Source organism: Lactobacillus delbrueckii subsp. jakobsenii ZN7a-9 = DSM 26046 (assembly GCF_001888925.1).
Taxonomy (GTDB): domain Bacteria; phylum Bacillota; class Bacilli; order Lactobacillales; family Lactobacillaceae; genus Lactobacillus; species Lactobacillus delbrueckii.
Genome location: NZ_CP018218.1, coordinates 771,403 through 794,440 on the forward strand (window position 1 = coordinate 771,403; position 23,038 = coordinate 794,440).

Annotated in this window: 22 protein-coding genes and 1 riboswitch; of the genes, 16 read left to right on the plus strand and 6 right to left on the minus strand. The window is 51.0% G+C overall.

The genetic code is table 11. The features are described 5' to 3' along the window. The first annotated feature begins 91 nt into the window (after window positions 1-91). The 4 genes from LJ046_RS04020 to LJ046_RS04035 are packed head-to-tail and all read left to right on the plus strand — an operon-like array spanning window position 92 to window position 3,278. Entirely contained in the window at window positions 92-2,017 is a 1,926-nt protein-coding gene (locus LJ046_RS04020; protein WP_002878073.1) for a heavy metal translocating P-type ATPase, read from the plus strand. A gap of 26 nt (window positions 2,018-2,043) precedes the next feature. Beyond that, the gene (locus tag LJ046_RS04025; RefSeq protein ID WP_002878072.1) at window positions 2,044-2,271 is read left to right on the plus strand and encodes a heavy-metal-associated domain-containing protein; all 228 of its coding nucleotides are present in this window, start codon (window positions 2,044-2,046) and stop codon (window positions 2,269-2,271) included. A 50-nt stretch (window positions 2,272-2,321) separates the two neighbouring features. Next, window positions 2,322-2,603, plus strand: coding sequence for a hypothetical protein (locus LJ046_RS04030; protein ID WP_035176518.1), 282 nt, complete (start codon window positions 2,322-2,324; stop codon window positions 2,601-2,603). A gap of 24 nt (window positions 2,604-2,627) precedes the next feature. After that, window positions 2,628-3,278 (plus strand): Crp/Fnr family transcriptional regulator, encoded by a 651-nt coding sequence (locus tag LJ046_RS04035; RefSeq protein ID WP_002878070.1) that lies wholly within the window; start codon window positions 2,628-2,630, stop codon window positions 3,276-3,278. 54 nt (window positions 3,279-3,332) lie between these two features. Here LJ046_RS04035 and brnQ read toward each other — a convergent pair whose 3' ends face one another. Beyond that, window positions 3,333-4,673 (minus strand): branched-chain amino acid transport system II carrier protein, encoded by a 1,341-nt coding sequence (gene brnQ, locus LJ046_RS04040; protein WP_002878069.1) that lies wholly within the window; start codon window positions 4,671-4,673, stop codon window positions 3,333-3,335. 145 nt (window positions 4,674-4,818) lie between these two features. Between brnQ and LJ046_RS04045 the strand changes: the two genes are divergently transcribed. From LJ046_RS04045 to glmS, 7 genes are all read left to right on the plus strand, one after another. Then, window positions 4,819-5,490 (plus strand): DNA alkylation repair protein, encoded by a 672-nt coding sequence (locus LJ046_RS04045; RefSeq protein WP_035176532.1) that lies wholly within the window; start codon window positions 4,819-4,821, stop codon window positions 5,488-5,490. Window positions 5,491-5,533: 43 nt separating this feature from the next. Further along, complete coding sequence (locus LJ046_RS04050; RefSeq protein WP_002878067.1) at window positions 5,534-6,040, plus strand: NAD(+) diphosphatase; 507 nt, start codon at window positions 5,534-5,536, stop codon at window positions 6,038-6,040. Between the two features lie 295 nt (window positions 6,041-6,335). After that, a complete protein-coding gene (locus LJ046_RS10355; protein ID WP_002878065.1) occupies window positions 6,336-6,974 on the plus strand; it encodes an EAL domain-containing protein in 639 nt (212 codons plus the stop codon). Between the two features lie 376 nt (window positions 6,975-7,350). Then, entirely contained in the window at window positions 7,351-7,602 is a 252-nt protein-coding gene (locus LJ046_RS10360; RefSeq protein WP_002878061.1) for a DapH/DapD/GlmU-related protein, read from the plus strand. Window positions 7,603-7,691: 89 nt separating this feature from the next. Next, a complete protein-coding gene (locus LJ046_RS04070) occupies window positions 7,692-8,048 on the plus strand; it encodes a DUF1304 domain-containing protein (RefSeq protein ID WP_002878058.1) in 357 nt (118 codons plus the stop codon). Window positions 8,049-8,173: 125 nt separating this feature from the next. Further along, complete coding sequence (locus LJ046_RS04075; RefSeq protein ID WP_002878057.1) at window positions 8,174-8,659, plus strand: Lrp/AsnC family transcriptional regulator; 486 nt, start codon at window positions 8,174-8,176, stop codon at window positions 8,657-8,659. A 207-nt stretch (window positions 8,660-8,866) separates the two neighbouring features. Then, window positions 8,867-10,678, plus strand: a complete 1,812-nt coding sequence (gene glmS, locus LJ046_RS04080) for a glutamine--fructose-6-phosphate transaminase (isomerizing) (RefSeq protein ID WP_002878055.1) — start codon at window positions 8,867-8,869, stop codon at window positions 10,676-10,678. Window positions 10,679-10,785: 107 nt separating this feature from the next. Here the strand turns inward: glmS and ppc are convergent, their stop codons facing one another. Further along, window positions 10,786-13,515 (minus strand): phosphoenolpyruvate carboxylase, encoded by a 2,730-nt coding sequence (gene ppc / locus LJ046_RS04085; protein ID WP_002878053.1) that lies wholly within the window; start codon window positions 13,513-13,515, stop codon window positions 10,786-10,788. 393 nt (window positions 13,516-13,908) lie between these two features. Here ppc and LJ046_RS04090 point away from each other — a divergent pair, with 393 nt between their 5' ends. Further along, window positions 13,909-15,531: an ABC-F family ATP-binding cassette domain-containing protein gene (locus LJ046_RS04090; protein WP_002878048.1), complete on the plus strand. Its 1,623-nt coding sequence runs from the start codon at window positions 13,909-13,911 to the stop codon at window positions 15,529-15,531. Window positions 15,532-15,590: 59 nt separating this feature from the next. Here LJ046_RS04090 and LJ046_RS04095 read toward each other — a convergent pair whose 3' ends face one another. The 4 genes from LJ046_RS04095 to LJ046_RS04110 all read right to left on the minus strand — a co-directional run bounded on the left by LJ046_RS04095 (window position 15,591) and on the right by LJ046_RS04110 (window position 18,538). Beyond that, window positions 15,591-15,722: a hypothetical protein gene (locus LJ046_RS04095; protein WP_002878046.1), complete on the minus strand. Its 132-nt coding sequence runs from the start codon at window positions 15,720-15,722 to the stop codon at window positions 15,591-15,593. Window positions 15,723-15,883: 161 nt separating this feature from the next. Beyond that, the gene (locus tag LJ046_RS04100) at window positions 15,884-16,249 is read right to left on the minus strand and encodes a hypothetical protein (RefSeq protein WP_002878042.1); all 366 of its coding nucleotides are present in this window, start codon (window positions 16,247-16,249) and stop codon (window positions 15,884-15,886) included. 241 nt (window positions 16,250-16,490) lie between these two features. Next, window positions 16,491-17,690: an MFS transporter gene (locus LJ046_RS04105; RefSeq protein WP_002878040.1), complete on the minus strand. Its 1,200-nt coding sequence runs from the start codon at window positions 17,688-17,690 to the stop codon at window positions 16,491-16,493. Window positions 17,691-17,824: 134 nt separating this feature from the next. Continuing rightward, the gene (locus LJ046_RS04110; protein WP_002878038.1) at window positions 17,825-18,538 is read right to left on the minus strand and encodes a Bax inhibitor-1/YccA family protein; all 714 of its coding nucleotides are present in this window, start codon (window positions 18,536-18,538) and stop codon (window positions 17,825-17,827) included. Window positions 18,539-18,804: 266 nt separating this feature from the next. On the opposite strand from LJ046_RS04110, the gene murI reads away from it, so the two are divergent. The 4 genes from murI to LJ046_RS04130 all read left to right on the plus strand — a co-directional run bounded on the left by murI (window position 18,805) and on the right by LJ046_RS04130 (window position 22,965). Continuing rightward, on the plus strand, window positions 18,805-19,590 hold the full coding sequence (murI, locus tag LJ046_RS04115) for a glutamate racemase (RefSeq protein WP_002878037.1): 786 nt from the start codon (window positions 18,805-18,807) through the stop codon (window positions 19,588-19,590). 77 nt (window positions 19,591-19,667) lie between these two features. Then, complete coding sequence (locus LJ046_RS04120; protein ID WP_002878035.1) at window positions 19,668-21,089, plus strand: C69 family dipeptidase; 1,422 nt, start codon at window positions 19,668-19,670, stop codon at window positions 21,087-21,089. A 13-nt stretch (window positions 21,090-21,102) separates the two neighbouring features. Next, a complete protein-coding gene (locus tag LJ046_RS04125; RefSeq protein WP_002878034.1) occupies window positions 21,103-22,188 on the plus strand; it encodes a M42 family metallopeptidase in 1,086 nt (361 codons plus the stop codon). Between the two features lie 66 nt (window positions 22,189-22,254). Next, window positions 22,255-22,351, plus strand: a riboswitch (TPP riboswitch). Window positions 22,352-22,395: 44 nt separating this feature from the next. Then, window positions 22,396-22,965: an ECF transporter S component gene (locus tag LJ046_RS04130; RefSeq protein ID WP_002878031.1), complete on the plus strand. Its 570-nt coding sequence runs from the start codon at window positions 22,396-22,398 to the stop codon at window positions 22,963-22,965. Window positions 22,966-23,038: the final 73 nt, after the last annotated feature.

Below are 23,038 nucleotides of genomic sequence, written 5' to 3' on the forward strand. Positions count from 1 at the left end.
TTGTAAAAATCCCGATCTTGATAGAAATCAATTGGGGAATCCTGCTTTCCCGGTATATTAAAAGCATCAAAGCAAGGAGGTCAAAAGATCAATGCAAAAATGGTTAATGAAAAATCGCAACCGGCTGACGGCAATTACGGGCATCTTAATCGTCCTGGCCTTTGCCGCAAAATGGTTATTTAAAAGTGAAATAGCAGAGTCCAGCCTGCTCCTGGCTGCCTCCCTCATCGGCGGCTTCCCGATCGCCGCAACCGCTTGGCAGGCCCTGAAAGTCAAAGTCATCAGTATCGACTTGCTGGTGACCCTGGCCATCTTAGGTGCCTTCGTCATCCAGGAATTCGAAGAATCCGCTATCGTGGCCTTCCTCTTCTTGTTTGGGGCTTACCTTGAACAAAGGACTCTGGCCAAGACCCGGTCAGCCATCAAGGAACTGGTGGAGATGGTGCCAGAAACCGCCCTCCGGCAGACGGCAGACGGCGACTTTGAAGAAGTTGACTTAGACGACCTGGACGAAGGGGACATCCTTTTGGTCAAGACCGGCGGCAAGATCCCGGTTGACGGGGAAGTCGTCTCCGGTTCCGGGACGGCCAACGAAGCCAGCATTACCGGTGAATCCATGCCTTTAGGCAAAAAGCCTGGCGACCCGGTCTATGCCGGTACTATTTTGGAAAACGGGACCATCCGGATCAAGGCGGAAAAAGTCGGGGATGAAACGACTTTTGGCAAGATCATCGAACTGGTCGAAGAAGCCCAGGACTCCAAGTCCCAGGCTGAACGTCTAATTGACCGCTTCTCCAAATACTACACCCCAGTCGTCCTGCTCCTGGCCATTATTGTTGGCCTCATCAGCCAAGACCTGGAACTGGCTGTAACCATCCTGGTTCTTGGCTGCCCGGGTGCCTTGGTTATCGGGGTTCCGGTCTCCAACGTGGCTGGAATCGGCAATGGTGCCAAGCAGGGAATCCTTTTTAAAGGCAGTGAAGTCATCACCAAGTTCAGCAAGGTCGACACGATCATGTTCGACAAGACCGGGACCTTGACTTACGGCGACCCCCGGGTCAGCCAGGTGAAAAAGTACGGCCAGGGCCAGCTGGCTGAACAGCTTTTGGTCAGCGTGGAAAAAGAATCTGCCCACCCTTTGGCGAAAGCCATCACTGGCTACTATGAAGACCTGGAAGCTAAAGAAGTTGAAGATTCCCAGGTCCTCCAGGGCGGCGGGATCGTTGCTCAAGTAGCTGGCCAGCAGGTCCTGGTCGGCAACCGCTACTTGCTTGACGAGTACCATGTCCCAGTTACAAAAGAAATGGAAAAGGACATGGAAGAGCTGGCAAGTGCTGGCAATTCCCTGGTTCTGGTGGCTGTAAACGGGCGGCTGGAACTTGCTTTAGGCTTAAAGGACGAGATACGGGCCGGGGTCAAGGAAGACCTGGCTGCTTTAAAGAAGCTGGGTGTCAAGAACCTGCTCCTCTTGTCCGGTGACAACCAGAAGACGGTTGACCTGGTAGCGGAAGAACTGGGCCTCACTGAGGCATATGGCCAGCTTTTGCCAGAAGACAAGGCCGAATTTGTCAAAAAGCGGCAGGCAGCCGGTGAAATCGTGGCCTTTGTCGGCGACGGGATCAACGACAGTCCGTCACTGGCCCGGGCAGACATCGGGATTGCCATGGGCAGCGGGACTGACGTGGCAATTGAGACTTCAAATGTGGTCCTCATGAACGGCAGCTTTGACCGGATTCCGCGGGCCCTGGCCCTGGCTAAGGCTACCCGGCGGAACATGATTGAGAACATCACTATCGCCCTGGCTGTCGTAGCCGTCCTGCTGGTCAGCGTGTTAGCCAGCTCATGGATGAACATGGCCATCGGGATGTTTGTCCACGAAGGCAGTATCCTGGTTGTAATCTTAAACGCCATGCGCCTTCTGGCCTACCGGTCAAAATTACAAAAATCGCGAAAGTTGATAGAAAACAATTTTTCTCAAGCAACAGGCCCGTATACTAAGGGCATAGAAAGTATCTAATAGAAAAAAAGAAAGGACAAGAAATCATGAAAAAAGCAATTTTACAACTTGAAACATTAGCCTGCCCGACCTGCATGCAGAAGATCGCGGGGGCCATCGCCAATGTTGACGGGGTTGAAAAGACCAGCGTCAAGGTCCTCTTCAACGCAAGCAAGGCCAAGGTCAACTTCGACCCGGAAAAAACCAATTTGGACACGATCACTCAAGCCGTGAAGAATATCGGCTATGACGTCTTGAAGGCCAGCGCTAAATAAGAGAAAAAAGCAAAAACAAGAAAAACGACTAATCAAGAAAAAGGAGAAAAATGATGATCAAGGAATTTTTTGACAAGAACGATGAAATGTTAGACTTATATACGCAAGCAATTACCAAGGCCCACGGCGCCCATCACCCGGAAGTCTTTGAAGTCCGCAAGGTTTACGAAGACATCCAAAAGAAGGTGAGAGCCGGCCAGGAAGACTTAACTGCCGACTTCAGCAAGCTGCGGTCCTTGACCTCGGATTACACCATTCCGGCCGATGCCTGCGGGGCGATGACTAAGACCTACCAGACCCTGGAAGAATTCGATCACTTGGTCCAGGGCTAATTTTTACCAGCAGAGGAGAGCAAAATGCAGCATATATGTGTCAGCCTGGTTCCCTTATTCGCGGACCTGCCTGAAAAAGATCAGCTTAAGATCAATTCCCTGGCCAGCCACCGGCACTATCAAAAAGGTGAGATGATTTTTCAGCCAGGGGATGAAAAGCTGCAGATCGTGGCCCGGGGAAACATGAAGGTTTACCAGCTGTCCGCCAGCGGCCGCGAGCAGCTGCTCCGGGTTGCCCAGCCGGGTGACTATGAAGGTGAAGCGCAGCTTTTTGGCCTGGAAAACGACAGCTTCTTTGGCCAGGCCATGGAGAATACGGAAATCTGCAGCTTGAGCAAGGCCGACTTCAACCGGCTCCTCCTGGAAAATCCCCAGCTCTCCCTCAAACTGCTGGAACTCAGCGCTCAGAAGCTGCTGGCCACCGAAAGACAGACCAAATTCCTGGCCATGGAGCGGGTCGAAGAAAGGCTGGCCAGCTACCTGCTCGACTTGGCTAAGGCGGCTGGAAGCGACCAGGTCCAGCTGCCCATGAAGATGAAAGATATCGCCTTCTACCTGGGAACTACTCCCGAAACCCTCTCCCGCAAATTCAAACTCCTCGAAAAAATGGGCTATCTGAAAAGGACAGGCAAGCAGGTGAAAATCCTTGATGAAGACGGCTTGCTGGACTTGTAATAGGCAAGCAAAAAACAGAGTTTCCTCTATAGCTTAGGAAACTCTGTTTTTGCGTTAGGCGTGTTTTTTGCTGATAGCAGCCTTAATGGCTAAAATAACGAAGATAACAGTGACTGGAACCAGCCAGCCCAGGCCATCCTGGTAAAGGGGCAGGACGCGGCCGTAAAGGCCGGTAACCGCCTTGACCTGCATCCCTGCCGGCAGGGCCTTGAAGAAGTCGCCCAGGGCGCAAAGGAAGGTAACAGCCGTCATAATCTGGTAGTCGACCTGTTTAAAGTCAAAGAGCTTGCTGGTCAAGGCCAGCAGGATCAAAGAGATGGCCAGCGGGTAGAGCAGCATCAAGACTGGCAGGGAGAAGGAAATGATGGTGGTCAAGCCCACGTTGGCAATCCCAAAGGCCAGGAGGCTGAAGATAATGGCCCACTTGTTGTAAGACAGGGTCTTCGGGAACATTTCCACGAAGGTCTCGCTGCAGGCCGTAATAAGGCCGATGGCCGTCTTAAGGCAGGCCACGAAGATCATCAAGGCAAAAATTACTGCCCCCAGACCTGGGAAGTAGTGGCGGGCAATCTGGGACAGGGCTTCCCCGCCGTTAGCGGCTAAGCCCAAGGCAGTCCGGCTCTGGGCTCCGACCAGGGCAGTAATGGCGTAGATCACCGCCATCAAAAGGCAGGTAAGGACCCCGGTCTTCAAAGTCGCGGAAGCAACTTTTTCCGGCTTGGTAACCCCAAAGGTCCGGATGCTGGAGATGACGATGATGCCAAAAGCCAGGCCTGCCAAAGCGTCCATGGTGTTGTAGCCGGCCAAGACTCCGCTGATTAGCGGGGCGCCGGCGTATTCGCCGACCGGCTTAACTGCATGATAGTTGCCCAAGGGATGCAGCAGCGCCGTGATCATAATAAAGAAGAAAAAGAGCAAGAAGTCCGGAGTCAGAAACTTGCCGATCCAGTCCATGATCCGCCCTGGTCTTAAAGAGAAGAAAAGCATGATCGCGAAGAAGATTAGTGAGAAAATAAAGAGGCCGGTGCTTTTTGCCATCCCGCTGGGCAAAAGAGCTGAGATCCCGGTCTCAAAAGGAACCGTGAAGCAGCGGGGAATGGCGAAGAAGGGCCCGATGGTCAAGTACAAAAGGCAGGTAAAGAAGTAGCTGTACTTGTGGCTGACCCGGCTACTGAGGTCTAAAAGCCCTTCTGACCTGGTCATCCCTAATGAGGCGATAGCCAAAAGGGGCAGGCCCACCCCGGTGATCAGGAAGCCCAAGAGGGAGATCCAGAGGTTGGCTCCGCTGGCTTCCCCCAGGTAGGCAGGAAAAATCAGATTTCCGGCCCCGAAGAAGAGGCCAAAGAGCATGCTGGAAATCGTCAGCGACTCAGCATGCGTCAGCTTTTCTTTCATGTTGATCCTCCATAAACCAAGTTAAAATAACAATACATAGAAATTAAAAACTAGAAAATATAAATTTGAAAACTATTGTGCTAAAGCACACAATAGCCTATATTTTACCATACAACTGACAGAAAGATGAAAACATGGTGAAATGATGCCCCCTTTTGAAAAGTACCAGGCGGTTAAAAAGGCTTATACGGCCGGGGCTAACAAAGAAAATGCCCAGGCCATGGGCAAGTACATGCGAAATCTTTTTCCCTTCTATGGGCTCAAGACACAAACGCGGCGGGAATTATCCAAGCCCTTTTTAAAGGGCGTGACTAAGGAAGAAATCGCCTGGGACCTGGTTGACCTCTGCTTTAAAGATGACTACCGGGAAATGCAGTACTTTGCCCTGGACTACTTGAAGAAAGTCCAAAAGCAGCTGACTTTTAAGGACTTACCAAAAATCAAGCAACTGGCTGAGACCAAGTCCTGGTGGGACAGCGTCGACAGCCTGGTCAAACTGGCCGGTCAGATTTTTATCAAAGATGAGGAAAACAAGGAAAAGACGGCAGCCCTCATGCTGGCCTGGGCTCAAGATCCCGACTTCTGGGTTAGGCGGGCGGCGATTGAATTCCAGCTGGGCTTAAAAGAAGCAACTGACCCGGACCTTTTGGGCAAAATTATCGACCGCAACTTAGGCAGCCAGGAATTTTTTATCAACAAGGCTATCGGCTGGGCCCTAAGGGACTACTCCAAGACCAACCCGGCCTGGGTCAGGGAATACATGGCTTCCCGCGATCTCTCTGCCTTAAGCCGGCGGGAGGGCAGCAAGTATATCTAGTTGCTGCAGGTAATGATAAGTAAGCAGATAAGAGTTACAAAAAATGTTTGAACTGACCTACTGCCCCCAATGCGGGCAAAAATTGACTAAAAAGGAATTGCCTCTGGATGGCTTGATCCCTTATTGCGAGCAATGCGGCGACTTCCGCTTTCCATTTTTTTCCGTCGCTGTCAGCATGATCGTCATGAATGAAGGAGGCGACCAGGTACTCTTGATCAAGCAGTACGGGAAGGACTCCTATATCCTGGTAGCTGGCTACGTTAACAAAGGGGAGAACGCCGAAGACAGCTGCCGCAGAGAACTAATGGAGGAACTTCATCTAACGGCTAAAAGCCTCCACTTCAACCGCAGCCAGTATTTTGCTCCCTCAAATACCTTGATGCTCAACTACACGGTGACCGTTGACCAGGCTGAAAAGGTTAGTCCAAATGAGGAAATCGACGCCTGGAACTGGCTAAGCATAGACGAAGCCCGCCGGCAGATCCGGCCAAATTCCTTAGCCCGGACTTTTTTGTTGGAATACCTCAATAAATGCAAGCTGGATAGATAACTGAAAACTTATCGCATTAGCGATATATCCTTGATTTATTAAGGCTTACCTAATAAAAGCAATAAGTGCTTTATTATTTCGCGCCAATAACTTGATTTTATTAATCGAATGCTTTATAGTATTTTTTGCTCTAATAAGGTAGACACTCCCGGCCCAGCCGCGGGTGCCTTCTTCAGTTAACGGTATTTTGGCTAGGAAATTTGTATTTTGCTTGGTGAGGTAAAGCTTGGGAAAATACGGCGCTTTTAAAAGGAATTTTGATTTCAGCGGTCTTTCTCCCCTGGAAGCTCAGAAAATGCTGGGCTATGTAGAATTGATGAACCAGTGCATGGACCGGGCCAGGATCGCGGCCAACAATGCCGTGGGCAACTACCAGAACTACTACTGCTGCTATGAGCAAAAGATGGAGGCGGACCTGACTTTGGCCAACTACCTGCTCAGCCACATCGACGAAGCCGTGGCTAAGGGCTGGATCAAGGTCTACTACCAGCCGATCGTGGACACCTTCAGTTCCAAGATCAGCACTTATGAAGCCCTGGCCCGCTGGATTGACCCCAAGTACGGCTTTTTGAACCCGGGAGAATTCATCGAGGTCCTGGAGCGGGGGCATTTGATCCACAAGCTGGACCTGCATATCTTGGACCTGGCGGAAACCGTTCCGGTCATGGTCTTTTTAGACAAGGGCGGGGACTTTGACATTATCTATGCCAACAAGGCTTCTAAAATCTGGACTGAGTCCCTCCGTCTCAAGGGTGAAGATTACGCGGCAGCCATCAAGGAAGATTTTTGTGCCCTTTTAAGGCAGCTGGTCAGCCAGACCGATGGTGAAATCATTGAAAAGAGTTTCCGGATCAAAGACTATGCCGGCCGCCTGCAGCTGGTGGCAGAGATGCCGGGCCAGCGGGCATATGTAATCAGAACGAATATGGTTTGATTTTTTCAAAGTCTTTTTCTTTCAAACGCTTTTCGCTTATAATTTAACTAGTTTGAAAAATTCGAGGAAAAAGACGATGAATGAACTAGACAAAATGCGCTCCAGTGATTTCTACCAGCTGACGGCACCGGAGGTGGAGCATTACCAGTAAGCGGGAATCATCTGGAACGACGAGTTCAGGCAGGGCAATAACCTGGACGGGCCAGCCCAGCTCCTGTGCTTGAAGATGCGCCTGGGTGCTTTAGGGGACCAGGCCAGCTTTGGGACCAGCTTCAGCTACCTGAACGGGCCGAATATCTATATTGGCCGCTGGGGGTTTGACCATCGAAGACGCCGGTGAGGTCCATATCGGCGACAACGTGACCATGGGGCCCAATTGCCTGCTGACGACAATCGCCCCCCCCGGTCAACCAGGCAGCGCCGCCAGCACCTGGCCCAGGCCAAGGGGGTTGAAATCGGCAATGACGTTTGCCTGGGGGCGGGGGTCACGGTTTTAGCCGGGGTCAAAATTGGCGACAACGTGGTCGTGGAAGCCGGGGCCGTGGTAGCCCAGGATCTACCCGCCAACGGGGTCTTTGCCGGCATCCCGGCCAGGGAAATCGCTGATCTGGCCAATGATTGCGGATAAGTGTCAACTTATGGTTTGACTTTATCATTATGTTTTAAGTAAAATATCACTATCAGCTTGCACTGAAGTGAAAAGTTGAGGAGTTAACAATGAAAATAGCTTTACAAGTTTTAGCCTGCCTGGTGGCAGTTGAGTTCTTCTATATCATGTATTTGGAAACTTTTGCAACGACTTCCAAGAAGACAGCAGAAGTTTTCCAAATGGACCAGGAAGAATTAAGCCGGCCGTCAGTCAATACGCTGTTTAAGAACCAGGGTATCTACAACGGCCTGCTGGCCGTTTTGACCTTGATCGCGGCCTTTGCCCTGGGCAAGATCGTCCTGCAGCTGGTCTTGGCCGACATGATCCTGGTAGCGGCCTACGGGGCCGTGACCAGCCAGCCGAAGATCCTCTTGATGCAGGGGGGATTGCCTATATTGACCTTGATCGTCAGCTTCTTTGCTTAAGGGCGGGATGCAAGATATAACTCTTTTTTCAGAAAAGCCTTGCGCTGAATTCTTGTAGGAATATAATATTTTTAATAAAAGGACCAAAATAGCCAGCGTAGCTGTTGAATAGGTGGGAGAAAGAAATGGTTGAATACAAAATCGACAAAACCGACCGGCGCATTTTACAAATGTTGGAAGAGAACGCCCGCATTTCCGTCAAGGATATCGCGGAAGCCAACTTCATGTCTTCTCCGGCCGTAGCCAACCGTATCAGACGGATGGAAGCCAACAACCTCATCAAGCACTACTATGCTGACATTGACTACCCGTCCATGGGCTACGTGGTTAAGGCTTTCATCAATCTGGAAGTCAAGCCGGAAGACAAGAGCGAGTTCTACCCCTTCATCGAAAAGATTCCGAATGTTATCCAATGCGACTGCGTGACGGGGGACTACTCCATGCTGATTCAGGCTGCCTACCAGCGGCCTGAAGAACTGGACCACTTAGTCAACGAGCTGCAGAAATTCGGCCGGACCAAGACCGAAATTGCCTTTTCCACCCCGATCGAGCACCGGCCAATCCCGGTCAAGACCGAGAGTGATGACGAAGAAGACAAGAAAGAAGACTGATTTTAAGCCTCCGTCTGCCAAGACGGGGGCTTTTTTTACCTTTTTGCAAAGAAATAGTTAAGCACGCCACTTTACCGCTTACAATTATACCAATTTGCGAGCAAAGACTTGACCCGGGCTAAAAAAACGGCTATGATTCCTATTGCAAACGCAAAAATACAAATTAGTCCAATAGCTTAAATTGAACTAGACCAAAGGAGAAGAAATATGTGCGGAATTGTCGGTGTAGTTGGCAAGCCAGCTAGAGAAGTTGTTTTAAACGGTTTGAAGAACTTGGAATACCGCGGCTACGACTCAGCTGGTATCTACCTCAATGACTTACAAGGGCATGAATACTTGACCAAGGCGGTTGGCCGGATTGCCAACCTGGAAGAAAAGCTGACGCCAGAGGAAGAAGGAACGACCGGGATCGGCCACACCCGCTGGGCAACCCACGGCCAGCCAACGGTGGAAAACGCCCACCCACACTACTCAGAAGACGGCCGCTTCTACCTGGTCCACAACGGGGTGATCGAAAACTACCTGGAACTGAAGGAAAAGTACCTGGCAGGCGTTCACTTCAAGTCTGAAACTGATACTGAAGTTATCGTGCAACTGGTAGCCAAGCTGGCCAAGGACGAAAACCTGGATGCTTTTTCAGCCTTCAAGCAGGCTTTGAAGCTTGTTAAGGGTTCATACGCCTTCTTGCTGGTGGACAACACCAAGCCAGACCACATTTACATTGCCAAGAACAAGAGCCCGATGATGCTGGGGTTGGGCGACGGCTTTAATATTATCGCTTCAGACGCGATTTCTGTTTTGGACCAAACCAAGACCTTCATCGCCTTGAACGATGGCGACTGTGCTGACGTAACCAAGGACTCAATCGAAATCCAGGACTACGACGGCAACAAGGTGGAAAGAGAAGCTAAAGTTTTGGACATCGACCCGAACGCTGCTTCCAAGGGCACTTACGAATTCTACATGCTCAAGGAAATCGACGAACAGCCAGCAGTTATGCGCCGCCTGTCAACTGACTACTTAGACGAAGCAGGCAAGCCAGTTGTTGACGAAAAGATCGTCGACGCTGTCAGCCAGGCTGACCGGATCTACATCTTCGCGGCTGGTACTTCCTACCACGCTGGCCTGGTTGGCAAGGAAATTTTTGAGAAGTTCACCGGGATTCCAACTGAAGTTGGCTATGCTTCTGAAGCCGGCTACCACTTCCCAATGATGTCCAAGCACCCATTCTTCATCTTCCTGACCCAGTCCGGTGAAACTGCCGACTCCCGCGTGGTCTTGACTGAAGCCAACAAGCGGGGGATCCCAAGCTTGACCATGACCAACGTTGAAGGGTCAACCTTGTCAAGAGAAGCAACTTACACCATGCTTTTGAACGCTGGTCCGGAAATCGCCGTTGCTTCAACCAAGGCTTACACTGCCCAAGTTGCCCTGCAGGCAATTTTGGCCAAGGCCGTTGGTGAAAAGCTGGGCGACCAGGCGGCCAAGGACTGGAATTTGAAACAAGGCTTGAGCCTGGCCGCTGAAGGTATCCAGGAAATCGTTGACGGCAAGGACAAGATCGAAGAACTGGCTAAGAAGTACCTGGTACCATCTAGAAACGCCTTCTACATCGGCCGGGGGATCGACCATGCCGTTTCCTTGGAAGCTGCTTTGAAGCTGAAGGAAGTTTCTTACATCCAAACCGAAGGTTTCGCCGCTGCTGAACTGAAGCACGGGACCATTTCCTTGATCGAAGACGGCACACCAGTTATCGCCTTGATCGACGACCCGGTAACGGCTGACCTGACCCGGGGCAACATCCAGGAAGTGGCTTCCCGCGGGGCCAACGTGATCACTATCGTTGGCAAGCAATTTGCTAAGGAAGGCGACAACATCGTCTTGCCGGAAATCGATTACTACCTGTCAGCTTTGCTGTCAGTAGTGCCGACGCAATTGCTGGCTTACTACGCTTCTAAGAACAAGGGCCTGGACGTCGACAAGCCACGTAACCTGGCTAAGAGCGTTACGGTTGAATAACTTTTTGGAAAACTACGCTAGCATCTAACAATTTACCACACATTAAAAAGGACACCTGCCTGGCAAGTGTCCTTTTTTTGTTGAGATAATTTCGGTGAAATTTGATATTAGCCCGAATTACGCAGGCCGGAAGCGACCCCGTTGATGGTGATGTGGATGATCGATTCGTAGATACCGCTGAGCTTTTCTTGCCGGCCCCGCTTGATCATTTCCAGCTGGACGTAGTTCAAGACGTTGAAGTAAGGCAGGCGGTAGTCCAAGCTGCTTTCCAAAGACGGGTTGTCTTCCAAAAGCTTGCTGTGGCCTTCGATTTGCAGGATGACTTCCTTGGTCAGTTCCCATTCCTTCTTGATGATGTCAAAGACTGACCGGGTAGCTTCGTCTTCACAAAGACCAGCGTACTTTTCCGCGATTTCCATGTTGGACTTAGACAAAACCATGTCGACGTTGGACAGTAGGGAGTGGAAGAATGGCCAGCCCTGGTACATTTCCTGCAGTTCCTTCAAGTTATTCGGATCAGCATCAATGAAGTGCTTGAAGGCTGAACCAACCCCGTACCAGCCTGGGAACATGACCCGGCTCTGTGACCAAGAGAAGACCCAAGGAATGGCCCGCAAGCCGGACAGTTCAGTAATCTTCTTTCTGGCTGCCGGCCGGGAGCCGATGTTCAAGCTAGAAACTTCCTTAATCGGCGTAGCCTGGAAGAAGTAGTCATGGAAGTGCGGGTTGTCAAAAACAAGTTCCCGGTAAACCCGGTTGCTGTCTTCCACAATGCCGTCCATTGAAGCCGTAAAGTCCTGGATGTGGTCCTGGCTGACATTTTGCTTGGAGACCATCCGGTCAACCGCGGCAGAAACCAGCATTTCCAAGTTGTAGTAGGCAGCGTCCTTGTTACCGTACTTGTTCTGGATGATTTCCCCTTGTTCAGTGGTCCGGATTCGGTCCTTGATAGAGCCGAATGGCTGGGAAGTGATGGCTTCGTATGATGGGCCGCCGCCCCGGCCAACCGTGCCGCCCCGGCCGTGCATGAAGGTGATCTTGATGCCCTGTTCCTCGCCGATGGCTGTCAGTTCCTTTTGGGCCTTGTACAGGCTCCAGCAGGAGGCCAGGTAGCCTCCGTCCTTGTTGGAGTCGGAGTAGCCCAGCATGATTTCCTGGTAGTTGCCCTTAGAAGCAACCCAGCGCTTGACGATGTCGAAGCTGAGGTAGCGCTTCATGATTTCCCGGGAGTTCTGCAGGTCTTCCACCGTTTCAAACAAAGGCACCACTTGCACCCGGGCCTTTTCGGAATCGAGCAGGCCGTATTCCTTCAGCATGATGGCTTGTTCCAGCATGTCAGAGATGCTTTCGGTGTGGGAAATGATGTGCTGCTTGATCACATTCTCGCCCAAGGTGTCCTTAAGCAGGCGGGCAGTGTGGTAGATCTTCAGTTCCTTTTGCAAAAGCTCTGACTTCGGTGAGTTGGATGAGTGCAGGCTGCGGGGATCATTGTTTAATTCACTGAGCAGGATCTGGATCTTTTCTTCTTCGTCCAAATCGCTGTAGTTGTCACAAATCCGGGCACTCTTTAAGAGCTCTGCCACGCAGGCTTCGTTGACGCTGGAGTCTTGCCGCATGTCGATCGTAGCCAGGTGGAAGCCAAAGACATCAATAGCTTCTAGGAGGTCGTCAAAGTGGCCGCCGGTAACTGCCCGGTCATGGTTTTGGATTAATGACCGCTTGATGGCTTCCAGGTCTTCCTTGAACTCGTAAGCATCCTTGTAGACCGGAGCCTTGAGGGCAGCTTCTTTCTTAATGACGGCTTCCTTGGAGAAGACGTCCAAAAGCTCCATTTCCGTGTGGGCCAGGCGGCTTTCCAGGTAGTAGAAGGCCCGGCGGTAAGGTTCGTTTTCTCGGAATGGGGAGTTGTCGGCTGACAATTTGGCCAGTTCGGCAACTTCCGGCGTTGGCTGCACGTAAGAAGTTGAAACAGACACTGTCCGGTAAAGGTCGTTGAGAGCCTTGATGTAGTATTCAAAAATGACTTCACTTTGAATCGTCGCGCTCAAGCGGAGGGTTTCAGCCGTAACGTAAGGGTTGCCGTCCCGGTCCCCGCCGATCCACATGCCCATGGTGATCGGCGTTGCCCCGTCAACGTTGAGGCCCTTTTCCCGGGCAAGTTCCTTGTAGCGGGCAGTCAGCTTAGTGATGGCCGGAATCAGGGAGTCAGGGTAGTAGACCATGACGTTCTTGATTTCATTGGAGACCTTCAGTTTCTTTTCCCGGATGATGTCCGTCCGCATGATGATTTCAATGTAGCGGCGGAGCTGGTTGGTCCACTCTTTCCGGTTGATGGTGCCGGTCTTGGAGTCCCGGTAGCGGCGGAGCTGGTCGTGGATCTTGTTAGTCAATTCCAGAATGGTCTTGCGCTGCACCTGGGTTGGGTGGGCGGTCAGAACCGGCACGACATTGACATGACTCAGAATTTCAGCGGCATTGTCCTTTTCCGCTACCAGGTCAACCGTTGATTCCAGCTTGCCCAGGTAATCCTTGTCCGTGTTGTTGAGCAGGTTGACTTCGCTGGCCAGGTCAACGTCTTCAGTAATGTTGATCAAAAGTGGCAGGGTCGCGAAGTAGCGGGCGACAATGATCATCTCTTGATTGCTTAAGCAGGCAATCTGACTTTCCAGCTGGCTGTGGTCGCCGCTGGCAGCAATTTTAACCAGGTCCTTGATCTTGGCGAATTCTTCGTCGCCAACCAAATGGCGGGTGCTTTCGTCAAGCAAATCGGTCAAAATCTTGACCTCTTCAGCAATAACCGCGTGGTTACTGTTGTTCTCTAATTTCTTAGCAGTCACGCTTAACTTCCTCTTTCTTTTAAAATAAACTTTGTTTGCTAATGCTTTTTCTCTATCATACGCCTTTTTTGCCCAAAATTGAATTAGCTTGGGCTTGCTTTCAGCAACTTTTTCTAAAAAAGCGAACAATCGTCTTGACAAAAAAATGCCCTTTTTGCTTAATGGGGAACTATACAAGCTGCTTGAGCCAGCTGGCCAGCATAATAATCAAGGGCACGCTGACCACAGACATTAAAGTCGACAGGTACAGACAAGACAATTTTTTCTTAAAAAGGAAGAAGTTGAAAAAAGGGAGGAGAAAATGGTTGAAAAGCATGGAGGCAAAAGGCCAAACCTGTTATACTGATTTAGTCATAATTGCAGTAGAAAATTTAAGAAACAGAGGAAAATCTATTGATCACAGTAACAGATTTAAGTTTGCAAATCGGCAGTCGCACCCTTTACAGCGACGTCAACCTTAAGTTCACGCCGGGCAACTGCTACGGCATCATTGGAGCCAACGGGGCCGGCAAGTCGACTTTCTTAAAGCTGCTGGAAGGAAAAATGGAACCAACCACGGGCTCAATCAGCATGGGCCCTAACGAAAGAATGTCCAGCCTGAATCAGGACCACTTTGCCTTTGAAGATTTTTCCGTTATGGAAACTGTGATTCAAGGCCACCAAAAGCTCTACCAGGTCATGAAGGAGCGTGACGCCCTTTACGCCAAGGCCGACTTTAGTGAAGAAGACGGGGTCAAGGCGGCTGAACTGGAAACGGAATTTGCGGAACTGGACGGCTGGAACGCGGAAGCTGATGCTGCCCAGCTTCTCCAGTCCATGAGCATTCCGGAAGACATGCACCAAAAGCAGATGAGCGAGCTGGCGGAAAGCGACAAGGTTAAGGTCCTTTTGGCCCAGGCCCTTTTTGGCAACCCGGACATCCTTCTTTTGGACGAACCGACCAACGGTCTGGACGTGCACACCACGGCCTGGCTAGAAAACTTCCTGGCTGACTACGAAAACATCGTCCTGGTCGTTTCCCACGACCGTCACTTCCTGAACCAGGTCTGCACCCAGATGTGTGACGTTGACCGTGGGCAGATCAAGCTCTACGTCGGCAACTACGACTTCTGGTACGAATCAAGTAAGCTGGCTACGGAACTGGCCCGCCAGCAAAATGCCAAGAAGGAAGAACAGATCAAGCAGCTGCAGGAATTTATCGCCCGTTTCTCAGCCAACGCTTCCAAGTCCAAGCAGGCTACTTCTAGAAAGAAGCAGCTGGACAAGATCAGCTTGGACGACATCAAGCCATCCAGCCGCAAGTACCCGTACATCAAGTTTGAGGTGAACCGGGACCTAGGCAACGACTTGCTGAGAGTGGACAATGTGTCCTACAAGTCCGGCGACGAGCAGCTTTTGGACAATATTTCCTTTATCATCCGGCCAGGTGACAAGGTTGCCTTCTTGTCCAGAAACACCCGGGCAACCACGGCCTTGATGGAAATCATCGCCGGCCGCCTGGAACCAGACTCCGGGACTGTTACCTGGGGGCAGACGACTTCCTTTAACTACATGTCCAGAGACCTTAACGCCAACTTCGACAATGACGAATTGACGATTTTGGATTGGCTGCGCCAATACGCTGACAAGGAACACGACGACAACACCTTCCTGCGGGGCTTCTTGGGCAGAATGCTCTTCAGCGGCGACGAGATCAACAAGCAGATCAAGGTCCTGTCCGGGGGTGAAAAGGTCCGCTGCCAGCTGTCCAGAATGATGCTGGAAGCAGCCAACGTGCTGGTCATGGACGATCCAACCAACCACTTGGACCTGGAATCCATCACCGCCTTGAACGAAGCCATGGAAAACTACCCTGGCTCAATTCTCTTTACTTCCCACGACCACGAGTTCATCCAGACCATTGCCAACCACATTATTGAAGTTGGTCCAAAGGGTGTGGTGGCCCGGGCCGACATCAGCTACGACGACTTCCTGGCCCACCCGACTGTTCAGGAACAAGTTGCAAAGATTTACTAAAAGCAGAAAATGCCAAAGAAAAAGCTTATCCGTCCTGGATAAGCTTTTTTGCATCTGCCTTATGCTTCATCGTCAAGTGCTGACCGGTGACAGTCACAACCTTTTAAGGCAAAGACATAAACCAAAAGAGAAATGAAGGCCGCGAATAAGACGTAGTAGAAGAAGAGACTTTCATGGCCGATTGACCGCATGTATAAGGCGACGTATTCGGCCGGTATGTGGAAGACAATTACTACGGGGATGTCTTTGTGATCTGTGTCTTGCCGGATGACTTGTCCATGAAACGAAAAAAATAAAATGGTGAAGCTCGAGAATGAGTTTCACCATTTTTGGTATGTGTAATTTTTGGCTACTATTCATGAAAATCGATGGCAAAGTGGGCCAGAAGGACCAGCAAGAGTTGCAAGAGGTTCAGCCAGAGAAAGCCAGAGCCTAAAGCAACAGGGGCGACCATTTCGCCGGCTGTTAAAAGTAGGAGGGCGGCCAGGAAGAAGAAGATTCCCCGGTCGTCCAGCTTGTTTATCCGCAGGCCGATCCAGGCTTCGCAGATGAGCATGACAATGAAGACCAGGCCGGTGACAATTGAAGGGATGAAAGAGGACCAGCCCATTAGTCTGGCAGAGTTGCAGACGTCAAGCAAGCTGGTCAGGCCGGCCCAAAGAAGAAAGAGGCTGAGCAGAAAGCTGACAGCTTGCAAAATTTTGGTAATGACTTTCAAAAGAACACCTCGATTCTTAAAGAATATTTTTCCTTCAGTATAATGCGAAGAATTTTTTTGAGCAAACGCATAGATTTTGTTAAAATTTGTTATTTTCACTTAAGGACATCTTTGTTTTTGTGAAAAATAGGTAAAATCGGCCCAAACACAGACAAAACAGTGCTTGCTCTTTAGGATAGTCAAGAATAATCTTCAAGCAAAAAGCCCCAAGAATGAATCTTGGAGCTTTTTTGCGCCTAAGCTAGGCAATGTTTTTCAAAATATTAGTCCGGTAAAGAAGCAGGTTGATCACGACAATCCCGCTGGTTACCAGGAAGACGGCGCTGTAGCCGAAGTGGGCGGAAACCGTTGAACCTAGCAGAGGGCCAAAAATATTGCCGACGTACATGGCACTTTGGTTCCAGCTGAAGACCCTGCTGGTCAGTTCCTTTGGACTGTGCTTGGTCAGCATGGTCTGGACCTGTGGGAAGAGGCAGGCGTCAGTAAAACCAACCAGGAAGCGGCAGACGCCAAGCTCAACCGTGTTGCGGACGAAAGCCGTCAAGAAGAAGAGGATGATCGACCCAATCAAGCCGCCTAAGATGATCTTGTGGGCCCCAATCCGGTCACCTAAGCCACCAAAGTAAGAAGCCGCGGCCACCGTGGCAATCCCTGGTAAAGCCGCGATCACTCCGCTGACGAGGACAACCTGTCCGGAATTGTGCATCAAGCTTCTGACATACAAGGAAACGATCGGGTTGATGGAGTTGTTGGCCCCTTGAATGATCAAGGTCGTCAGCAGCAGCCCCAGAATCAATTGCCCGCTCTTAAACTGCTTCATCGTGTCCTTAAAGCTGCCCCGCTGCTTGCTCTCAACTGGCACGAAGTCATCTTCATGGATAAAGAAGACAGACAAGATAAAGCAGGTGAAAAGCAGAGCCCCGGTAATAAAGAAGGTTACCCGATAGCTAAAAGCCTGTGATAAGGCCCCGCCGGCAAAGGGCCCCAGCAATTGCCCCCCGGTCTGGGCAGAAATCATGATCCCCAGCGCCTTGCCCGACTTGTTCTTCGGCGTTTCTGACGCGATAAGGGCGTTAGAGTTAGAGATGAAGCCGGCAAAAACCCCCTGCATCCCTCTAAGGAACAGCAGCTGCCAGACATTCTGGGCCAGGCCCATGCAGGTAAAGACGACCGCCATCCCTAAAGAGGCCCGCAGAATCATCGGCTTGCGCCCCTTCTTGTCAGCCAGCTTGCCCCAAATCGGGGAAACCAGGGCCGCCACCACGTAGACCGCTGAAAAGACGATCCCTGACCAAAAGCTCAGCTGCTGGTGGCTGAACTTGCCCAGGGTGTCAATGTACAAGGACAAAAAAGGGGTAATTTCCGAAAAGGCAATCCCCGCCAAAAAGACGCTGACCGTCGAGACTTGCAGATTTCTTTTCCATACCGGCTGCTTTTGCAATGTGTGACCTTCCTTTTATTTCAGCTTCGCTAATAAATGCTTTACATATCTTTTACCTTACTCTTGCAGGAAAAATAGTCAAGGAAAAAAGGCCCTCTAATAGGAAGAGAGCCTTTTCAAAAAAATCTTAAATTTTAGTTGTCGTTGTCAGCGATCCCGAAGATCCGCAAAAATTGCAGGAAGAGGTTGATGAAGTCCAGGTACAGCATCAAAGCCCCGTTAACGGCCAGGCCGAGTTCTGGCAGCTGGTCGCCGTAACTGGCGTAGATGGACTTCATCTTCTGGGCATCCCAGGCAGTCAAGATCGTGAAAATGATGACCCCGATGATGGAGAAGATGAAGCTGGCTGGCGTGCTCTTCAAGAACATGTTGACCAGGCTGGCCACGATCAAGCCCCAGATGGCGGCTGAAGCGTAAGCCCCGATGGTGTCCAGGTTCTTCTTAGTCACGCTGCCGTAAGCCGCCATCCCGATGAAGACGGCTGAAGCGGAGATGAAGGCCCCGCCGATTTGGGCACCCGTGTAGGCAAAAGCCAAAAGGGAGAATTCTAGCCCGTAGATAACCGCGATAGCCATCAACATGAAGAAGGCCGTTGTCGGCTTGCGGGTAGCCTTAAAGCTGATGCCCACGCTCAAAATCAGCGGCAATAGCAGCAGAACCCAGAGGAAGACCCGGTTGGTGAGTAGCGGCAGCAGGCTGCCAGAGAAGACCGTCAAGGTCAAGTAGGCAGTCAAGGCTGAGACCAGAACCGCCAGGCCCATGATGGAATACATTTTCGTTAAAAAGCCATTGAGCGCTGAGTCGTCAACGATGTGGCGGCGCTCTTGTTCAGGCGAAACGTTAAACATAATTTCTTTTGCTCTTTCTAAAAAACTAAAAAAACTGTGGACAGAATTTATTCCCAGATTGCCGTTTTATTCCGGTAATCAACGTGATATCCAGGGTTTAGATATAACAATAACATAGCTCTTAAAAAAAGCAAGCCGGACGGTTCTTCCGCTAAAAAACTAAAGAAAAAATCAAGAAAGTCCGGCTTGCAGGAAAAATATCGGAGTCAATAGATTGAAGAAAGCGGATAAAAGGTTCAAAATTAATAGCTAGAGGAGGTCAAAATATGTCAAAAGAATATGCTGATCGGCCAATCGGCGTTTTTGATTCCGGCCAGGGGGGCCTCACGGTCCTCAGCCGCCTGGTTGATCTGATGCCAAACGAAGACTATGTCTTCTATGGCGACTCAGCCAATGCTCCTTACGGGGTAAAGAGCAAGGAAGAAGTCTACCAGCTGGCCAAGCGGGTAGTTGATGAACTGATTGACAAACACCAGGTCAAGGCCGTCATGATTGCCTGCAACACGGCAACCAGCGCGGCGGCTGACCGCCTGCGCCGGGAATACTCCCTGCCGATCATCGGGATCGAACCGGCTGTCAAGCCGGCAGCTGAAGAAAATCCCGGCCGGCAGGTTGTTGCCATGGCCACTCCCTTGACCCTGGAGCAGGATAAGTTCAACCAGCTGGTTGCCGAATGTGCTGAGCCTGGTCAGGTGGTCAAAGTGCCAGCCCCGAGACTGGTCGAATTGATCGAAAAAGGGCAAACTGACAGCCCGGCCATTTACCAGTACCTGGAAGAATTGCTGGCCCCATATGTCGGCAAGGCGGCAGGAGTGGTCCTGGGCTGCACCCACTTTCCTTTTGCCAAGCAGGCCATCCAGGAGATCTTAGGCCCCCAGGCCAAGGTCTATGACGGAGCTATCGGGGCCGCTGCTGAAGTCAAGCGGCAACTGGCCAGCCGGGATGAACTGAATGCCAGCAGCCAGCCTGGCCAGATCCTGTTTGAAAACAGTGCCCCAGCCGGCGCTGATTTGAGCAAGCGCCTCTATGCCCTTTACCGGCAAAAGCAGTAGCTGGCAAAAGGCGTTTTTTCAGCTAGAATAATAGTAAGAAAGCAAACAATTAGCTTTAGATTATTAGAGGAGGATTTATGCAAAAGCCAGCAGAATGCACGACCATTTTAGTCGGCAAGGACGCCACCATTGATGGCTCCACGATGATTGCCCGCAGTGAAGACGGCGGCAGCACCATTATCCCTGAAGCCTTTATCGCGGTTAACCCGAAAGATCAGCCAAAGCACTACAAGGCAGTGATCAGCGGCCAGGAAATCGATGATGAAGACCTGCTGCCAAACCCGCTGCGCTACACCAGCGTTCCAGACGCTTCCGGCAAGAACGGGATCTGGGCCGCTGCCGGGATCAACGACGCTACGGTAGCCATGACGGCCACGGAAACCATCACCACCAACAGCCGTATCCAAGGGATCGACCCCTTAGTTGAAGAAGGGGGCCTGGGCGAAGAAGACTTTGTCACTTTGACTTTGCCATACATCCATTCGGCCAGAGAAGGGGTCAAGCGCCTGGGCTACCTGGTGGAAAAGTACGGGACCTACGAAATGAACGGGTCAGCCTTTGCCGACCATGACGAAGTCTGGTACATCGAAACCATCGGCGGCCATCACTGGGCTGCCCGCCGGATTCCGGACGATGCCTATGTGGCAGCGCCAAACCGCTTGAATATCGACTTCTTTGACTTTAACGACGAAGAAAACTTCATGTGCTCAAGTGACTTGCTGGACATCATCAACGAATACCATTTGAATCCGGACTACCAAGGCTACAACCTCCGTCACATCTTTGGTTCATCCACCATCAAGGATGCTCACTACAACAACCCGCGGGCCTGGTACATCCACCGCTACTTCGACCCTGAATGGGAAGGCGAGCCAGGGGACCAGGACCAGCCTTTCATCACTTACGCCAAGAAGAAGATCAGCCCGGAAGACATCAAGTTCCTGGAAAGCTCCCACTACCAGGACACCAAGTACGATGTCTACAGCACGACCAACACTGAAGCGGAAAAGAAGCTCTTCCGCCCAATCGGGATCAACCGGAACTTTGAAACCCACATTCTACAAATCAGAAATGACGTTGAAGAAGGTATCGCCGGCGTGCAATGGCTGGCCTTTGGCCCGAACACTTTTAACTGCTTCGTGCCTTTCTACACCAACGTTACGACTACTCCGGCCAGCTTCCAGACCGGTCCGGACTTTGACTTGACCAAGATCTTTTGGCTCAACAAGCTGAACGCCCAGCTCGGCGACACCAACTACAAGGTTTACAGCGCTTTGGAGCAGGCTTTTGAAGAAAAGACCATGGCTAAATTGCGCCAGATCGAAAACGAAACTGACCGGGCTGTTAAGGGCTTGACTGGCCGCGACTTGCAAAAGAAGCTGGAAGAAGCCAACCAGAAGATGGCTGACTTGACTTACAAGCAGACCGTAGCCTTGACCGGGGAAATGGTCAAGGACGGCCACAGCTTGATGAAGCTGAAGTACGACCTGCTGGATTAATTGGAGATTATTGATGAAAAAAGCCGCTGAAATTCAAATGCTGAAGGACTTTTCAAATGCCAACGCCACTTCCGGCTTTGAAAATGAATTCGTTGACCTTTTTACTAAGACGGTCAAGGACTACGCCGACCTTGAAGTCGATGGGATGCTGAACGTCTACGCTTCCAAGAAGCAGAACACTGGCAAGCGGCCGGTGATCCAGTTGGACGCCCACTCAGACGCCGTGGGCTTCTTGACCCAGGCTATCCGGCCAAACGGCTTAATCAAGTTCGTGACCCTGGGCGGCTGGAACAATGTGGTTCTGCCGGCCCTCAAGGTCAAGGTCAGAAACCGGGACGGGGAATACATCCCCGGCGTCGTGGCTTTAAAGCCGCCCCACTTCATGTCGGAAGCTGAAAGAAAGTCTGTCCCGCAGGTCGCTGATTTGTCTATTGACGTCGGCTCCTCCAGCCGGGAAGAAACGATCAATGACTACAAGATTGACACTGGCTGCCCGATTTTCGTTGACGTGGACTGTGAATATAATGAAAAGACTGGCCTCTTCTTCGGCAAGGACTTTGACGACCGCTTCGGCGCCGCTGCTATGGCTGACATCCTGGAAAACTTGAAGGATGAAGAAGTCAACTTTGACCTGGTTGCCGCCTTGTCCAGCCAGGAAGAAGTCGGCCTGCGGGGTGCCTATGTCACGGCCCGCAAGATCAAGCCGGACCTCTGCCTAGTTCTGGAAAGCTGCCCGGCCGATGATACTTTTGAACCGGACTGGCTGTCTCAGACTGGCCTTAATCGGGGACCAATGTTGCGGGACATGGACGTCACCTTCCTGCCAAACCCCAAGTTCCAGCAATACGCCTGCGACTTGGCTGATAAAAACGGGATTCCTTACACCCGGTCAGTCAGAACTGGTGGCGGGCAAGACGGGGCGGCCATCTACTACGAAAACGGGGCCCCGACCATCGTGATCGGGATTCCGGTCCGCTATGAGCACTCCCCATACTGCTTCAGCAGCTACAAGGACTACAAGGCTGCTGTTGATCTGGCCTTGGCGATTATTAGAGATATCGATAAGGAAAAGCTGGAATCCTTTAAAAGCTTTAATTAATTAAGGGAACTTTTTACCTTGTTAACGCTTTAAGGATCTGCTAGACTAAATTAAGTCAAATTGAATAAAAGCCACTAGGGGAGCGAAAGCTGAGATGACGAAAGTCGACCCTTTGAACCTGACCAAGGTAATTCTTGCGCAAGGGAAGTGTTTCTTAAACATGATTTCAAACTCCTAGCCGGCAATTGTTGGATAGGAGTTTTTTTAATGCTTAGAAGAGAGAGCAAGTGGAATGTGAAGGCTATTATCTTGATGGCCTTGATTGGGATTATTATGGGGGTTATCTACACTTACGTCGTCAACCCCATCTACAATTCAGTTGAATTAGCCTTGAACCTTGTCGGCCTGGGGCCCTTAGCCGGGCAGATCTGCGCCGGTCTTTGGTACATGGCTGCGCCTTTGGCCATGTACTTCGTGCCAACCTTTGGCTCCGGGATTGTCGGGGAAACCCTGGCTGCTACGGTTGAAATGGCCTTCGGTGGCCAGTGGGGGGCAATGACCATCCTGCAAGGGCTGGTGCAGGGGGCCTGCAATGAAATCGGCTTCTTCCCGAAGAAGAAAAACTATGACCGCTTCGGCTGGGGCAGCTTGATTACCGGGGCAGTCTGCTGCGCGGTGGCCGGCTATGTAATGTCTTACTTAACTTACGGCTGGAGTGCCTACAAGCCAGCCCTCTTGATTGAAATGTTCATCGCCTGCATCATTTCTTCCATCGTCTTTGACGCGGTTTTGGTCAAGCTGATCACTAAGCTCTTTGACCAGGTCATGGCCAAGTAGTTTCGTAAAGTTATCATTTTTTTGATAAAAATAATCAAAAATGCGTGACAAGCCCCCCTTAAAGTTGTATGAT

Bases quoted from the DNA above. Each gene is read 5' to 3' on its own strand.
- LJ046_RS04020 (WP_002878073.1), top strand. From the start codon at position 92: ATGCAAAAATGGTTAATGAAAAATCGCAACCGGCTGACGGCAATTACG.
- LJ046_RS04025 (WP_002878072.1), top strand. From the start codon at position 2,044: ATGAAAAAAGCAATTTTACAACTTGAAACATTAGCCTGCCCGACCTGC.
- LJ046_RS04030 (WP_035176518.1), top strand. From the start codon at position 2,322: ATGATGATCAAGGAATTTTTTGACAAGAACGATGAAATGTTAGACTTA.
- LJ046_RS04035 (WP_002878070.1), top strand. From the start codon at position 2,628: ATGCAGCATATATGTGTCAGCCTGGTTCCCTTATTCGCGGACCTGCCT.
- brnQ (WP_002878069.1), bottom strand. From the start codon at position 4,673: ATGAAAGAAAAGCTGACGCATGCTGAGTCGCTGACGATTTCCAGCATG.
- LJ046_RS04045 (WP_035176532.1), top strand. From the start codon at position 4,819: ATGCCCCCTTTTGAAAAGTACCAGGCGGTTAAAAAGGCTTATACGGCC.
- LJ046_RS04050 (WP_002878067.1), top strand. From the start codon at position 5,534: ATGTTTGAACTGACCTACTGCCCCCAATGCGGGCAAAAATTGACTAAA.
- LJ046_RS10355 (WP_002878065.1), top strand. From the start codon at position 6,336: ATGCTGGGCTATGTAGAATTGATGAACCAGTGCATGGACCGGGCCAGG.
- LJ046_RS04070 (WP_002878058.1), top strand. From the start codon at position 7,692: ATGAAAATAGCTTTACAAGTTTTAGCCTGCCTGGTGGCAGTTGAGTTC.
- LJ046_RS04075 (WP_002878057.1), top strand. From the start codon at position 8,174: ATGGTTGAATACAAAATCGACAAAACCGACCGGCGCATTTTACAAATG.
- glmS (WP_002878055.1), top strand. From the start codon at position 8,867: ATGTGCGGAATTGTCGGTGTAGTTGGCAAGCCAGCTAGAGAAGTTGTT.
- LJ046_RS04095 (WP_002878046.1), bottom strand. From the start codon at position 15,722: ATGCGGTCAATCGGCCATGAAAGTCTCTTCTTCTACTACGTCTTATTC.
- LJ046_RS04110 (WP_002878038.1), bottom strand. From the start codon at position 18,538: ATGTTTAACGTTTCGCCTGAACAAGAGCGCCGCCACATCGTTGACGAC.
- murI (WP_002878037.1), top strand. From the start codon at position 18,805: ATGTCAAAAGAATATGCTGATCGGCCAATCGGCGTTTTTGATTCCGGC.
- LJ046_RS04120 (WP_002878035.1), top strand. From the start codon at position 19,668: ATGCAAAAGCCAGCAGAATGCACGACCATTTTAGTCGGCAAGGACGCC.
- LJ046_RS04125 (WP_002878034.1), top strand. From the start codon at position 21,103: ATGAAAAAAGCCGCTGAAATTCAAATGCTGAAGGACTTTTCAAATGCC.
- LJ046_RS04130 (WP_002878031.1), top strand. From the start codon at position 22,396: ATGCTTAGAAGAGAGAGCAAGTGGAATGTGAAGGCTATTATCTTGATG.